Source organism: Streptomyces sp. NPDC006798 (assembly GCF_040635975.1).
GTDB lineage: Bacteria > Actinomycetota > Actinomycetes > Streptomycetales > Streptomycetaceae > Streptomyces.
On sequence record NZ_JBEYIS010000012.1, the window covers coordinates 1 to 14,424 of the forward strand.

General features: G+C 73.5%; 10 protein-coding genes. 3 read left to right on the forward strand and 7 right to left on the reverse strand.

Translation table 11 applies throughout. From position 1 onward, the window contains the following. Window positions 1-565 precede the first annotated feature (565 nt). A complete protein-coding gene (locus ABZ714_RS10415) occupies window positions 566-1,015 on the forward strand; it encodes a PTS glucose transporter subunit IIA (RefSeq protein WP_358824764.1) in 450 nt (149 codons plus the stop codon). Window positions 1,016-1,087: 72 nt separating this feature from the next. Beyond that, window positions 1,088-2,758, forward strand: coding sequence for a phosphoenolpyruvate--protein phosphotransferase (gene ptsP / locus ABZ714_RS10420; RefSeq protein WP_358824765.1), 1,671 nt, complete (start codon window positions 1,088-1,090; stop codon window positions 2,756-2,758). A 69-nt stretch (window positions 2,759-2,827) separates the two neighbouring features. Here ptsP and ABZ714_RS10425 read toward each other — a convergent pair whose 3' ends face one another. Both ABZ714_RS10425 and ABZ714_RS10430 read right to left on the reverse strand, forming a co-directional pair. Next, window positions 2,828-3,778, reverse strand: coding sequence for a hypothetical protein (locus ABZ714_RS10425; RefSeq protein WP_358824766.1), 951 nt, complete (start codon window positions 3,776-3,778; stop codon window positions 2,828-2,830). A gap of 82 nt (window positions 3,779-3,860) precedes the next feature. Further along, a complete protein-coding gene (locus ABZ714_RS10430) occupies window positions 3,861-5,882 on the reverse strand; it encodes an acetoacetate--CoA ligase (protein WP_358824767.1) in 2,022 nt (673 codons plus the stop codon). A 268-nt stretch (window positions 5,883-6,150) separates the two neighbouring features. Between ABZ714_RS10430 and ABZ714_RS10435 the strand changes: the two genes are divergently transcribed. Next, the gene (locus tag ABZ714_RS10435; protein WP_358824768.1) at window positions 6,151-8,520 is read left to right on the forward strand and encodes a glycoside hydrolase family 31 protein; all 2,370 of its coding nucleotides are present in this window, start codon (window positions 6,151-6,153) and stop codon (window positions 8,518-8,520) included. On the opposite strand, the gene ABZ714_RS10440 is transcribed toward ABZ714_RS10435, so the two are convergent. The 5 genes from ABZ714_RS10440 to ABZ714_RS10460 all read right to left on the reverse strand — a co-directional run bounded on the left by ABZ714_RS10440 (window position 8,511) and on the right by ABZ714_RS10460 (window position 14,128). Further along, window positions 8,511-9,017, reverse strand: a complete 507-nt coding sequence (locus ABZ714_RS10440) for an NUDIX domain-containing protein (RefSeq protein WP_358824769.1) — start codon at window positions 9,015-9,017, stop codon at window positions 8,511-8,513. The two genes, ABZ714_RS10435 and ABZ714_RS10440, sit on opposite strands and share 10 nt — an antisense overlap. Window positions 9,018-9,537: 520 nt before the next feature. Continuing rightward, the gene (locus ABZ714_RS10445) at window positions 9,538-10,140 is read right to left on the reverse strand and encodes an ATP/GTP-binding protein (protein ID WP_358824770.1); all 603 of its coding nucleotides are present in this window, start codon (window positions 10,138-10,140) and stop codon (window positions 9,538-9,540) included. Then, a complete protein-coding gene (locus ABZ714_RS10450; RefSeq protein ID WP_358824899.1) occupies window positions 10,121-10,540 on the reverse strand; it encodes a DUF742 domain-containing protein in 420 nt (139 codons plus the stop codon). Before ABZ714_RS10450 ends, ABZ714_RS10445 begins: the two co-directional genes overlap by 20 nt. Before the next feature lie 205 nt (window positions 10,541-10,745). Beyond that, window positions 10,746-11,198 (reverse strand): roadblock/LC7 domain-containing protein, encoded by a 453-nt coding sequence (locus tag ABZ714_RS10455; RefSeq protein WP_358824771.1) that lies wholly within the window; start codon window positions 11,196-11,198, stop codon window positions 10,746-10,748. Beyond that, entirely contained in the window at window positions 11,195-14,128 is a 2,934-nt protein-coding gene (locus ABZ714_RS10460; RefSeq protein ID WP_358824772.1) for a nitrate- and nitrite sensing domain-containing protein, read from the reverse strand. Before ABZ714_RS10460 ends, ABZ714_RS10455 begins: the two co-directional genes overlap by 4 nt. Between the last annotated feature and the right edge of the window lie 296 nt (window positions 14,129-14,424).

Below are 14,424 nucleotides of genomic sequence, written 5' to 3' on the forward strand. Positions count from 1 at the left end.
TGACACACACGAGAGCGGAACCGCCTGGAGGAATAATCCGGGCGGTTCACAGCGTCCTCGCTGTATTTTGTGTGTTTCAAAGGAACCTCATCCCCCACCACACGAGGTGGCCGGGAACGGGGTATCAACATATCTGGCGTTGACTTTTGGCACGCTGTTGAGTTCTCAAGGAACGGACGCTTCCTTCAGGCCCTTTTCACCAGGCCCTCCGGGCTTTCCCTTCGACGTTTCAAACCTTATCAGGCTTTTTCCGGCCCGGTGACCACCCCCGGCCCTTCCCCCTGCGGGCATGCAGAGGTTTAGACCAGTTAGGATCTCGGCTTGATACGTCGCTGCCGAGCCCCGACGCGATGTCGTGTTGGGCTCAGGCAGGGGTACGACAGTACAGGTCACCGGAGTGCGAGGCAAATCGTTTCCGGTGCGTCCCTAGGTCCGTCAACCGGTTGCTTTCGGGCGGAACTGGGACTTCACCTGACATACGCTCTGATACAGCTCTGAACAGTGCGTCGCCCCGCGCCACCCCCTGACGAGGGCGCGACGACTCTCCGCCCCTGGGAGGCTCCCCATGACCACAGTGACGTCGCCGCTGGCCGGACGTGCCATCGGACTCGCGGCCGTACCGGACCCGGTCTTCTCCGGTGCCATGGTCGGTCCCGGTACCGCCATCGACCCCGTACGCGAACCCTCCGAGGCCGTCTCCCCCGTCGACGGGGTGATCGTCTCCCTGCACTCCCACGCCTTCGTGGTGGTGGATTCCGAGGGGCACGGAGTGCTGACGCACCTCGGCATCGACACCGTGCAGCTCAACGGTGAGGGCTTCGAGCTGCTCGTCAACAAGGGGGACACCGTCACCCGCGGCCAGGCGATCGTGCGCTGGAACCCCGTCGCCGTCGAAGCGGCGGGCAAGTCGCCGATCTGCCCCGTCGTCGCGCTGGAGGCCACCCCGGACGCGCTCGGGGACGTCCGCGAGGACGGCGATGTGAAGCCCGGAGACCAGCTCTTCAGCTGGCAGTGACGCCGTACCGGCGACAGCGGTTCGACAACCATCGCGGCGGACCTGTCCGCCGCTCGACCGGGAACGGGTGACATGGAGACAACGCTGCGAGGCGTCGGCGTGAGCCACGGAGTGGCGATCGGCGAGGTGCGGCACATGGGTACGGCGGTTCTGGAGCCGCCGGCCAAGCAGAACCCCGCGCAGGACACGGAGCGCGAACAGGGGCGCGCCCGCCAGGCGGTGGAGGCCGTGGCCGCCGATCTGATCGCCCGGGGCAATCTGGCGGGCGGCGAGGCGCAGGCCGTGCTGGAGGCCCAGGCGCTGATGGCGCAGGACCCAGAGCTGATGTCCGACGTGGACCGCAGGATCGCGGTCGGCAGTACGGCCGAGCGGGCCGTGTACGACGCGTTCGCCTCCTATCGGGCGCTGCTCGCCGGGGCCGGGGAGTATCTGGCCGGGCGGGTCGCGGACCTGGACGACGTACGGAACCGGATCGTGGCCCGGCTGCTCGGGGTGCCGATGCCGGGGGTGCCGGACAGTGACGAGCCGTACGTCCTGATCGCCCGGGATCTGGCGCCGGCGGACACCGCTCTTCTGGACCCGGCGCTGGTGCTGGGGTTCGTGACCGAGGAGGGCGGGCCGACGAGCCACAGCGCGATCCTGGCGCGGGCGCTGGGGGTGCCGGCCGTGGTGGCGCTGCCGGGGGCCGGGGATCTGGCCGAGGGCACGCTGGTCGCGGTCGACGGCAGTACGGGGGAGATCTTCGTACGGCCGACCGACGAGCGGCGGGCGGCGCTGACCCGGGCGGCGGCCGAGCGGAAGGCGGCGCTGGCCGCGTCGAGCGGTCCGGGTGCCACGTCGGACGGGCACAAGGTGCCGCTGCTGGCGAATGTGGGCGGGCCCGCCGACGTACCGGCGGCGGTGGAGGCCGGTGCCGAGGGCGTCGGTCTGTTCCGTACCGAGTTCCTGTTCCTGGACGACAGTGAGCGGGCGCCGTCGGAGGAGAAGCAGGTCGAGGCGTACCGCAAGGTACTGGAGGCGTTCCCGGAGGGCCGGGTCGTCGTCCGGGTGCTGGACGCGGGCGCGGACAAGCCGCTGGCGTTCCTCACTCCGGCGGACGAGCCGAATCCGGCGCTGGGCGTACGGGGTCTGCGGACGCTGCTGGACCATCCGGAGGTGCTGCGGACCCAGCTGACGGCGCTGGCGAAGGCGGCGGAGGGGCTGCCGGTCTATCTGGACGTGATGGCTCCGATGGTGGCGGACCGGGCGGACGCCAAGGCGTTCGCGGACGCGTGCCGGGACGCCGGTCTTTCGGCGAAGTTCGGTGCGATGGTGGAGATTCCGTCCGCCGCGCTGCGGGCGCGTTCGATCCTCCAGGAGGTCGAGTTCCTCTCGCTGGGCACCAACGATCTGGCGCAGTACACCTTCGCCGCCGACCGTCAGGTCGGGGCGGTGTCGCGGTTGCAGGATCCGTGGCAGCCCGCGCTGCTGGATCTGGTGGCGCTGTCGGCGGAGGCGGCGAAGGCCGAGGGCAAGAGCTGTGGTGTGTGCGGTGAGGCGGCCTCCGATCCGCTGCTGGCGTGTGTGCTGACGGGGCTGGGGGTGACGTCCCTGTCGATGGGCGCCGCCTCGATCCCCTATGTCCGGGCGGCACTGGCGCAGCACACGCTGGCGCAGTGCGAGCGGGCCGCCGCGGCGGCCCGGGCGGCGGACAGTGCCGAGGAGGCGCGGCTCGCGGCGCGCGCGGTGCTCTCCGGCGAGTAGCCGGGCTGGGTGTGACGGGAGGGCCTCGCGGTAGCGGGGCCCTCCCGTCATTTCGGGGCGGGCCGGGGGTCAGTGGTGGGTGTCGGGCGGGTCGGTGGGGATGTCGAAGCCCGCGCGGTACTCGGCACCGGGTTCGGGTGGGACGGGGCTGCCGTCGCGGGCGTCGGTGCAGTAGGCGCTGAAGACCTCGGCCTCGGTGAGGGGGACGAACCGGCTCCGGTGGACGGTCCAGCCGTGGAGCCGGTCGGGGGCGTCGGGGGTGCGGGTGCGCAGGACCACTCCCCCGGGCCGGTCGAGGGCCACGGCGACGGCGAGCACGGTGACGAACTCGGTGCATTCGAGGGCGTCGAGCCGGGCGGTGGGGGTGGTGGTGTCGCCGGTGGCGGTGAGGGTGGCGAGGAGTTTTTCCTCGGGGGCGGCGACGCTGCAGACCAGGTGGTGGTCGCCGGGTCCGGCGGCCTGGAGCAGCCGGGTGAGCAGGTGGGAGGCCCGGTCGAAGCCGGCTTTGCCGATGTCCTGGCCGCAGTCGGCGCAGTTGCCGATGGCGGCGAGCAGGGTGGCCGCGTACTCCCAGGTGGCTTCGCGGACGGCGTGGTGGACGAGTTGGGGCAGCAGGGTGTCGAGGGGCTGGCCGGTATAGGGGACGGCGCCGCCGCGGGCGGCGGCGACGGCGGTGTAGCGGCTGCGGCTGAGCGGGGTGTCGGGGTCGATACCCTCGTCGGCGCAGTAGGCCGCGTACTCCTCGGGGTCGAAGAGGACGACGGTGGTGAGGAGGTGGTGGTCGGCGACGGTGGTGAGGAGGTCCTCGATGTGCCGGAGGTAGTCGGGGTGGTCGTCGAAGGTGAAGGTGCGGTAGCCGCGCATGGCGTCGAAGTCGTGGGCGTCGGCGAGGACGCCCACGGTGCTCGGGATCTCGCGGCGCAGGACGCGGCGGACGGCGGCCCTGTTCCGCGGGCGGTCCGTGCCCCGGCGGCGGGTGCGCGGGCGGTCGCCGCCGGTGGGTGTGGTGTCGCGGGTCATGGGTCCCCCTCGAGTGGCGTACGTACGGTCGAGCATTGATTACTCACCGTAGCGGTCGCCACTGACAGTGGCCCCGGGGCGGTCAGTCGGCGCGGTCCTCGCGGCTCGCGCGGCGTTCGGCGGCGAGCCGGATGTAGTGGTCGAGCAGTTCGGGCCGGTCGACGGAGCCCGGGTTGACGGCCTTGGCGGGGGATTCGCCCTGGAGGAGGCGTTTGACGGGGACTTCGAGGCGCTTCCCGGTGAGGGTGTGGGGGACGGCGGGGATCTCGACGATGTCGTCGGGGACGTGCCGGGGTGAGAGCTCGGCACGGATGGTGGTCTTGATCCGGGTCCGGAGCTCGTCGTCGAGGGCGGCGCCGTCGGCGAGTTGGACGAAGAGGGGCATCCAGTAGCCGCCGTCGGGTTCCTCCACGCCGATGACGAGGGATTCGCGGATCTCGGGGAGGCGTTCGACGGCTTCGTAGATATCGGCGGAGCCCATCCGGACGCCCTGCCGGTTGAGGGTGGAGTCGGAGCGGCCGTGGACGACGACGGTGCCGCGGTGGGTGAGGGTGATCCAGTCGCCGTGGCGCCAGACGCCGGGGTAGGTGTCGAAGTAGGCGGCGCGGTAGCGGGCGGTGTCGGGGTCGTTCCAGAAGCCGGTCGGCATGGAGGGCATGGGGCGGGTGACGACGAGTTCGCCGACCTCGTCGACGAGGTCGTGGCCCGCTTCGTCCCAGGCGCGCAGATCGGTGCCGAGGCAGGGTGCCTGGAGTTCCCCGATGTGGACGGGGAGGGTGGGGACGGCTCCGGCGAAGCAGCTGCAGACGTCGGTGCCGCCGCTGACGGAGGCGATCCAGAGGTCGTGTCCGGCGTCGGCGAACTCGTCGTGGAGCCAGCGGAAGCCGTCGGGCGGGAGCGGGGATCCGGTGGTGGCGACGCAGCCGACGCGGGACAGGTCGTGGTCGCGCGCGGGGTGGACGCCCGCTTTGCGGCAGGCCATGACATAAGCGGCCGAGGTGCCGAAGAAGGTGGCGCCGACGCGTTCGGCGATGCCCCACTGGGCGCCGGTGTCGGGGTGGCCGGGGCTGCCGTCGTAGAGCACGACCGTGGCTCCGGTGAGCAGGCCGGAGACGAGGTAGTTCCACATCATCCAGCCGGTGGAGGTGTACCAGAAGAAGCGGTCCCCGGGGCCCAGGTCGCAGTGGAGGCCGATTTGTTTGAGGTGTTCGAGGAGGATGCCGCCCTGGGACTGGACGATGGCCTTGGGGAGTCCGGTGGTACCGGAGGAGTAGAGGATCCAGAGGGGGTGTCCGAAGGGGAGCGGGGTGTACTCGGGGGTCGCTTCGCCGCGGGTGACGGCGGACCAGTCGTGGGCGCCGTCGGGGGCCGGGGTGCCGAGCAGCGGTACGTGGACGGTGCCGCGCAGTCCTGGGAGTCCGGCGCGGAGTTCGGCGACGGTGTCGGTCCGGTCGTGTTCCTTGCCGCCGTAGCGGTAGCCGTCGACGGTGAACAGGACGACGGGTTCGACCTGCTGGAAGCGGTCGAGGACGGCGCGGGCGCCGAAGTCGGGGGCGCAGGAGGTCCAGACGGCGCCGACGGCGGCACTGGCGAGGAAGGCGACGACGGCCTGCGGGATGTTGGGCAGATAGGCGCAGACCCGGTCGCCGGGGGTGACGCCGAGATCCCTGAGGTGGGCGGCGAGTGCGGCGACCTGGTCGCGGAGTTCGGCCCAGCTCGTCTCGGCGGGTTCGTGGGCCTCGTCGACATGGACGAGGGCGGCTTCGCCGGGGCGGGTGTCGGCGGCTCGCAGCGCGTGTTCGGCGTAGTTGAGGGTGGCGCCGGTGAACCAGTGGGCGCCGGGCATGGCGGGGTCGGGCAGGACGCGCTCGTAGGGGGTGGTGAAGCGGACGTCGAAGTAGTCGGCGACGGCACGCCAGAAGGTTTCGAGCGATTCGACGGACCAGGTGTGGAGGGCGGGGTAGCCGCCGTCGGCGGGCGCCCCGTGGTGTTCGGCGGCCCAGCGCTGGAAGTGGGTGATCCGCGCGGCGGCGATCCGTTCGGCGGCCGGCTGCCACAGGGGGGCCGGATCGTCCGCGGGGGTCGCGGGGGTCGCTGGATTCACTGGGGTCACAGTGCGGCTCCGGAGGATCTGGTCTCGTCCCACGTCCTGCCGGGCCGTGGGGCGCTGCGCGGTGTCTGCGGTGGCCGTGGCGCGCCGGTGTGTGCGCGGTCCTCGGTGTTACGGACGATGCCATGTGATCGTCCGGAGCACCAGGGTGTCGTGGGGCGGGTGGGGGTGCCGTGGTGGGCTCGGGCGGGCGGGCCGACAGTGGGTGAACGCGGGCTGAACCCGGCGGCTCCGGTGGTCCGGCGGTGGCAGGCTGACCCGTATGGACGGTGTTGAGCTGGTGCGCTCGGTGGGTCGGCTGCGCACGTTGGGGGCGCGGCCGGGGCTGCGGGCGGTGCGCTGGGCGTGGCGTCGGCGGCGTACGGACGCGGTGGCGCGGGCGGGTCGGGGGCCCGAGCTGGCGCGGGTGCCGGGGTCGGTGGTGGGTGCGCAGCCGTCGCCGGGTGGCGGGGTGGTGCGGTTCGCCCGTTCGGAGTTGCGGATCGTGGTGGCGGTGGGGGGCGCGGTGTTCTGGGGGTGGGACGGGGCCGGTCCCGAGCCGTCGTACGGGCTGGCGGCGCCGGTGCCCGAGCCGGATCCGCGGGCGGGTCTGGAACCGGATACGGACGGTGGCTGGCGGGTGGTTTCGCAGCGGGTGACGGTGGTGGTGTCGCGGCTGGGCGCGGTGGAGGTGCGGACGCCGGGCGGGGTGGTGCTGCGGCGTGATCTGCCGCCGCGCTGGTGGGAGCCGGAGGGCGGGGGTCCGGGTCGTTGGTCGGTGCGCACTGAGGTGGCGGCGGACGCGCGGTTCTTCGGTCTGGGGGGCCGGTCGGCGGGTCCTCGGCTGCGGGACGGCGCGTACCGGCTGTGGAACACCGATCCGGGGGGTTCGTTCGGTCCGGGGGACGATCCGCTGTCGGTGACGATGCCGGTGCAGCTGGTGGTGGCGGACGCGGGGACGCATCTGGTGTTCCACGATTCGACCTGGGACGGGCTGGTGACGTTGCGGGAGGGCCGGGAGGGGGACGGTTCGGGGCACGACCGGCCGGGGACGGTGGAACTGCGGATGGCCGGGGGGCCGCTGCGCTGCTGGGTGGTGGTGGGGACGCCGGCCCGGGTGCTGGCGCGCTGGTCGCGGCTGACGGGTCCGGCGGCGGTGCCGCCGTCGTGGGCGCTGGGGCCGCAGCACGCCCGGTGGGGGTTCGGGGACCAGGAGGAGGTGTGGCGGGTAGTGGCGGGCTATCGGGAGCGGGGGCTTCCGTTGTCGGCGGTCCATCTGGATATCGACCATCTGGACGAGCGGCGGGTGTTCACGGTGGACCGGGCGCGGTTTCCGGATCTGCCGGGTCTGGCCGCCCGGTCGCGGGCGGCGGGGGTGCGGCTGGTGTCGATCGTGGATCCGGCGGTACGGGCCGGGCGGGGGGACGCGGTCTACGACGCGGGGCGGCGGATCGGGGCGTTCGTCCGGGACGGGCGGGGGCGGGAGGTGCGCGGGGAGGTGTGGCCCGGGGCGTGCGCCTATCCGGACTTCACGGATCCGGTGGTGCGGCGCTGGTGGGGGGAGTTGTACGCGGAGCGGCTCGGGCTCGGTTTCTCGGGTGTGTGGCACGACATGAACGAGCCGGTGGCGTTCGCGCCGTTCGGGGAGGCGACGCTGCCGAGGTCGGCGCGGCATGTGCTGGAGGGCCGGGGTGGTGATCATCGCGAGGCGCACAATGTGTACGGCCTGGCGATGGCGCGGGCGGGGTACGAGGGGTTGCGGCGGCTGCGGCCCGGGGAGCGGCCGTTTCTGTTCTCTCGGTCGGGCTGGGTGGGGTTGCAGCGGTACGGCGGTACCTGGTCGGGTGATGTGGCGAGCAGTTGGGCGGGGTTGCGGGCGTCGCTGGCCCTGGTGCTGGGTCTCGGGTTGTGCGGGGTGCCGTACTCGGGTCCGGATGTGGGGGGTTTCGACGGTGTGCCGTCGCCGGAGCTGTATCTGCGCTGGTTCCAGCTGGGGGCGTATCTGCCGCTGTTCCGGACGCATTCGGCGCTCGGGGCGGGACGCCGGGAGCCGTGGGAGTTCGGGCCGATGGTGCTGGAGCACGCCGGGGCGGCGCTGGTGGAGCGGGAGCGGCTGCGGCCCTATCTGGTGACGCTGGCGCATCTGGCGCGGCTGACGGGGGCGCCGTATGTCAGGCCGTTGTGGTGGGACGCGCCGGGCGATCGTGAGCTGCGCGACTGCGAGGACGCGTTTTTGCTGGGTGACGCGTTGCTGGTGGCGCCGGTGCTGGAGCCGGGGGTGGCGCGGCGGACGGTGCGGCTGCCGCGCGGCCGGTGGTACGACACGGTGTCGGGGCGGGCGTACGACGGTCCTGGCCGGGTCCTTCTGGAGGCGCCGGTGTCGCGGATTCCGGTGTTGGCGCGGGCGGGTTCGGTGGTGCCGGTGCGGGGTGCGGACGGCGGGATCGAGTTGGAGGTGTGGGCTCCGGTGCCGGGCCGTAAGGGGGGCGGTCTGGTGGTGCCGGATCCGGGGGACGGCTGGGAGCGGGCGGAGGTCGAGCGGTACGCGGTCCGCTGGGCGGCGGGCCGGGTGGTGGTGCGGCGGGTGCGGGGCGACGGGGCGGTGCGGCCGGATCGTCCGGTGCGGGTGCGGGGCGGGCGGGGTCAGCGGTAACGCCCGGCGAACCAGTCGCGTACGGCCCGGGTGTGCAGGGGGAAGGCGAGTTCCTCGGGGGCGTACAGGAGATGGCGTCCGGTGGTCTCCGGGTTGGGGGCGGGGGCCGGGAGGGCGGCGGCGGGGAGGGCGGGCAGCAGGGCGAAGAGGAGCAGGTGGCCGGTGGCGGGGGCGCTGAGGGCGTCGGCGAGCCGGACGCTGTCGGCGTCGGCGGTGATACCGGTCTCCTCGGACAGTTCCCGGACGGCGGCTTCCTGCCAGCTCTCCCGGTGGTCGACGAATCCGCCGGGGAGGGCGATACCGCCTACTCGCGGTGGGACGGCGCGGGTGATGACGACCAGGCCGGTGCCCCGGTCGTCGTGGACGGGCTGGAGGGCGACGGCGACGGGGAGGGGGTTGCGGTAGGCGGTCGTACCGCAGGCGGGGCAGGTGCGGGGCCAGTCGGCGGCCGGGCCGTAGGGGGCTCCGCAGGCGCCGCAGTGGGAGTCGAGGGGCATTGGCGGACTGTAGCGGAGGGCGGGTGCGTCTCCGGCCGGTGGCGGCCGGGCGGGCCGCGGCGCGGGTTCATGGACCGTACTGTCGATGCGTACGAGGAGTTCCGGCCCTGCTGCGCGGCGATGCCTCCGGGGCGCGGCCCGCCGGACGCGTCCGGCGGGGACACCGACGACGCGGCGGTCGCCGTCTGTTGTCCGCTACGGGCCTGCGCGGGGCCGTCCGCGCCGGGCGGCGGCGCTGCCGCCGACCGGTTACGGGACGGCACGGCCCGCGCGCTTCGTGATCGTGGGGAACGATCCGGCGGCACCCGGCTCGCCGCGGAGCGGGGGGCCCTCGGCGGACTCCTGACGTCGCGCCGGGTCGGCCGGGTGGCGGCGGGGCGCGGGGTGGCGGTCGCGGGAGGGCTTCGGCGTGTACCGGGTCCGGGAGCGGCCGGGACGTACGGCCGTTCCGGCACCGGAGCCGGAACGGTACGAGGACGCGCCGGCACGGTCCGGCACCGCGAGCCCGCGGCCGGCGGCGTCAGGTGGTGGCGTGCCGATGGGCCGGGTCCACCCGGGCCAGGGCGTGTTCGACGACCGTCACCAGGACCGTCTTGACGGACTCCCGGTCCCGCGCGTCGCACAGCAGCAGCGGTACCCCTTCGTCGAGGTCGAGGGCCGCGCGGACCGACGGCACGGCGAACCGTTCCGCCCCCTCGAAACAGTTGACGGCGACGGTGAAGGGGATGTCCCGGCGCTCGAAGTAGTCGACGGCGGCGAACGAGTCGGCGAGCCGCCGGGTGTCCGCGAGCACCACCGCGCCCAGCGACCCCTGGGCCAGTTCGTCCCAGAGGAACCAGAAACGATCCTGCCCGGGGGTGCCGAAGAGATAGAGGACGAGATCCTCGCGGAGGGTGATCCGCCCGAAGTCCATGGCGACGGTGGTGGTCGTCTTGGCCTCCACACCGCCCGTGTCGTCGAAGGGGCGGCCCGCCTCGGTGAGATCCTCCTCGGTCCGCAGCGGACGGATCTCGCTCACCGCGCCGACCAGCGTCGTCTTCCCGACCCCGAAACCACCGGCGACCAGGATCTTCAGAGCCACCGGCGTACGGCGCCGCTCCCGGTCAGAGCGCCCGAAGACCATTGATCACCTCGCGGAGGATGTTCACGTCCGGCAGCTCGGCCGGCGGAACGGGACGGGATACCTGGACGAGCGCGTCCTCGACGAGATCGCCGACCAGGACGCGGATCACCCCGACGGGCAGGTCGAGACCGGCCGCGAGTTCGGCGATCGACTGCGGGCTCAGCTCGCACCGTTCGACGATGTCGACGTGTTCCGGGGAGAGATGGTGGCCGGGGTGGCCGGCCACGGGCTCCGGGACCACGAGGGCGATCAGATCGAGCCGGTGGTGCTGTGCCGTACTGCTGGTCCGGCCCCGGGTCATCGCATAGGGGCGGACCACCGGACCCGCCTCGGCGTCCACGAAGTGGTACGGCGGCCGTGAGTGCCGGGGCTGCCGGGGTCGTTGCGCCTCCTGTTCCAGGGGCTCCGGCGGTGGCACCGGTTCCTGGGCGGGCCCCGGAGGCTGCCGGATCTGCTGGGGTCCGGGGGGCCCATGCGGTCCCGAGGGTGCGGGAGGCCCGTGTGAATAGGGGGACGGGTGTAAGCGGCGGGGGTCCTGGGGGTCGTGGGCCGCGGGTTCGGTGCCGTCGCCCCTGGTGTCCCGGCCGTCGCTCATCCGGAGCTCGTCATCCGGCGGGATGACCGGTCCGCGGGGCGGTGGAGAGATGGGCGCCGACCCGCTTGACCATGAGCGTCATCTCGTACGCCACCTGGCCGATATCGGAATCGGCGTCGGCGAGTACGGCGAGACAGCTGCCGTCACCGGCGGCCGTGACGAAGAGGAACGCGTCGTCCAGCTCCACCACGGTCTGCCGGACCGTACCGGCGTCGAAGTGGCGGCCCACCCCCTTGGCCAGGCTGTGGAATCCGGAGGCGACGGCGGCGAGGTGCTCGCCGTCCTCCCGGCTCAGCTCGCGCGAGCTGCCGGTGGCCAGTCCGTCGCCGGAGAGGACGAGGGCCCGGCGGATGCTGCCGACCCGGTCGACGAGTTCATCGAGCAGCCAGTCGAGCGGCCCCGAACCGCTCCGGGTCCGTGGGTGGCCGGCTGTGGTGTCGGCTGTGGCGTGCGGTGCGGTCATGGACCGTTCCCCTCCGATGTCGTTCGTGGTTCCGGACGGCCGGTACGGCCGGTGGCGCTGCTCCGGACGTCGTTGTCGGCAGCGAAGTGGTCGGCGGTGGTGTCAGCGGCGGTGTCGGTGTTATCGGGGGTGTCGTTCTCGCGGCGGCCCCGCTGCCAGCCCCGCTGGAGGGACGCCATCCGGTCGCGTACGGAGTCCGCGTCGCGTTCCGTCCCTGGGCGGCGGGTCCTGTCCGGGGTGTCGTACGGTGCCGGGGCCCGGCCCCGGGTCCTAGCCCGGGCGTCGCGGAGCTGCGGGGCGAGGCTGGCCTGGCGGATCCGGCGGGGCAGTCCGTCGACGAACGCGGGTACGGCGCCCGGGGCGAGCGGGCCGCCGGGCATCTCGTCGGCCCTGCGATGGCCCCCGGTGGGGGGCTCGGCGCCACCGCCCGGGAGAAGGCCCCGGCGGGGTCCGGCGGGTCCGGGGGGCCCCGCTCCTCCGGGGCCGCGGCCGATCGGGGACGGTCCCGGGGACTTGCGGCGGCGCGGCAACGGGGCCGGGGTGCCGTCGGCGGCGGGCTCACCGGCCTGCTGGTGTTCCTCGCGGCCCGCCGGTCCCTGGTCTCCGCCGGGCCGCTCGCGGTACGCGTCGGGACGGCCGGGCGGACTCCGGTACGGGTCGGTGGTCCGGTACGGGTCGGTGGGTTGCGCCGGGCCGTAGCCGCCGCCCGGGAACGCGGAGTCCGGGCCGCCCGGGTGCGCGGGGTCGTAGCCGTCGCCCGGGAGTCCGAAGGAGGCGGCGAGCGCGCCGTCCGCCGGGCCGAAGCCGCCGCCGGAGCGGTCGGGACGGTCGGGACCCGGGCCGGAGTCCGGGCCGGTGAACCGGTCGCCGGGGGTGTCCGACCCCCGGGGCAGGGCCGACCGGGACCGGCCCGCGACACCGACCCCTCCGACGGCCGCGGGCGGCGGGCCGGAGCGCGTCCGCCGGTCGGCCGCGCCCTGCGTCGTACGGTCCAGCCGGAAGCCGGACTCCCGCTCCTCGGGGGCGTCGGTCAGCAGGGCGGCGGGAAGGAACACCACGGCCGTGGTCCCCCCGTACGGCGACGCCTGGAGGGACACCCGGACATTCTGTCGCTGGGCGAGCCGGCTGATCACGAAGAGCCCGAGGCGGTCGGTGTCCGACAGTTCGAACTCGGGGGTCTCGGCGAGCCTGAGATTGGCCTCCAGCAGGGCCTCCGGCTGCATCCCGAGTCCCCGGTCGTGGATCTCCAGGGTGAAGCCGTTGGCCACCCGCTCGCCGTGGACCTGGACGGCGGTGTCCGGGGGCGAGAACACGGTCGCGTTCTCCAGCAGTTCGGCTATCAGATGCGTCAGATCGGCGACGGACTGGCCGCCGACGCCGATCCGGGGCAGCCGCCGGATCTCGATCCGCTCGTAGTCCTCGACCTCGGCGACCGCGGCCCGCACGACGTCCATCAGCTGGACCGGCTTGCGCCACTGGCGGGAGGGCGCGGCACCGGAGAGGATTACCAGGCCCTCGGCGTGCCGTCGCATCCTGGTGGTGAGGTGGTCCAGCCGGAACAGGTCGGCGAGTTCGTCGGCGTCCTCGGTACGGCGCTCCATCGCGTCGAGGAGGGTGAGCTGGCGGTGGAGGAGGACCTGGTTCCGGCGGGCCAGGTTGACGAAGACCTCGGAGACCCCGCGGCGCATCTCGGACTGGCGTACGGCGGCCTCGACCGCGGCGCGCTGCAGGGTGTTCAGGGCGCGGCCCGCCTGGCCGATCTCGTCCTCGGGGTAGTCCAGACGCGGGGCCTCGGTCTCGACGTCGACCGGCTCGCCCGCGGCGAGCCGCCGCATCACACCGGGCAGCCGTACGCCGGACACCTCGTGGGCCTCGCGGCGCAGCCGGGACAGGTCGCGGACCAGTTCGCGGCCGATCCGGACGGAGACGACGACGGAGACCAGCAGGGCGAGGAAGCCGAGGACACCGGCGATGCCCGCCTTGAGGAAGACGTTGTACGCGGCCGGTTCCACCTGGTCCTCGTGGCGGTCCTCGGACGCCACGGCCTCGCGGCGGAGTTCGCCGATGACGGGTGCGACCGCCTCGCGCCACTCCGCGGTCTCGGAAGGGGCCGTCTCGGAAGCCGCGGTCCCCGGCTCCGGGCCGGTGACGGTGAGCCGCTGTTCGGCGTCGCGCAGCGGCAGGGTCTTCGGGCCGTTCCAGAGCGCGTGGTAGACCTCGCGCTCCTTGCCGGGGAGGGATTCGAGGCTGGTCTCGTAGAGGAGTTCGCGGCGGGCGACGAGTCCGGTGAGGGCGCGGCGCTCGGCCGGGGTGACCCGGCCCGAGGTGAGGGCGGCCGCGATCAGGGCGTCCTCGCGGGCGACGGTCTCGACGGCGCGGACGAGGCCGACGACGGCCCGGCCCTGGCGCTCCATCCCGATATCGCTGAGGGTGTGGAGGGAGTTGAGGAAGGGGAAGGCGGGGTCGATGACGCCGTTGTAGTACGCCATGGCGCGGGCCCGGGAGACGGTACCCGCCTCGACCGAGCGGCGCAGTCCGGTGAGGCCGTCGAAGCCTTTGAGGAGCGCGGTCAGTTTGCGGTCGCCGTCGGACCGTAAGGTGTCTCGGACCTCGTCGCCCGCCGCCCCGGCGCGGACGGCGGCGACCGCGCGGTCGACGGCGGTGCGCTGGTCCCGCAACGCCGTCAGGGCGCCGGACGAACGGCGGTCGGCTAGATAGACGAGGGTATGGCGGCGCTCCTGCTGAAGGGCCGCGACGGCGTCGGTCACCGGCTCGCCGACGGCGTCGACGACCTGGTTGACGTCGAGCAGCCGGCCCGCCTCCCGGCCCGTGAGCACGGTGGTGAAGCCCCAGAGGCCGGTGAGGGAGAGCAGGGGGACCAGGAGCAGCGCCACGATCTTCCGGCGGATGGACTTCCCGCGAAAGCGCATGGCCTCCCCCTGTACGAACCCGCCCCCGGGCGGTGCTCCTCCGTACCTCTCCGTCAGCAAACGGCGCGAGCCTACTACTGTCGGACAATCAACTCGAAGGGCCGCCCGGGCGATTTTCGGCCGACCGGCGGGCCCGGATCAGTGTCCGTCGCCGCATTCGAGGTGCTGGGATTCCCGGCGTGTCGGCGTGCGTGGGGTGTGGCGTCACGGGGAGCGGTGCGGGAGATGGCCGGAATCCTACGGATCGGCGCCCCGGGGACGGAACAAAACGGGGGTCCGACGCGTCCTTATGTACA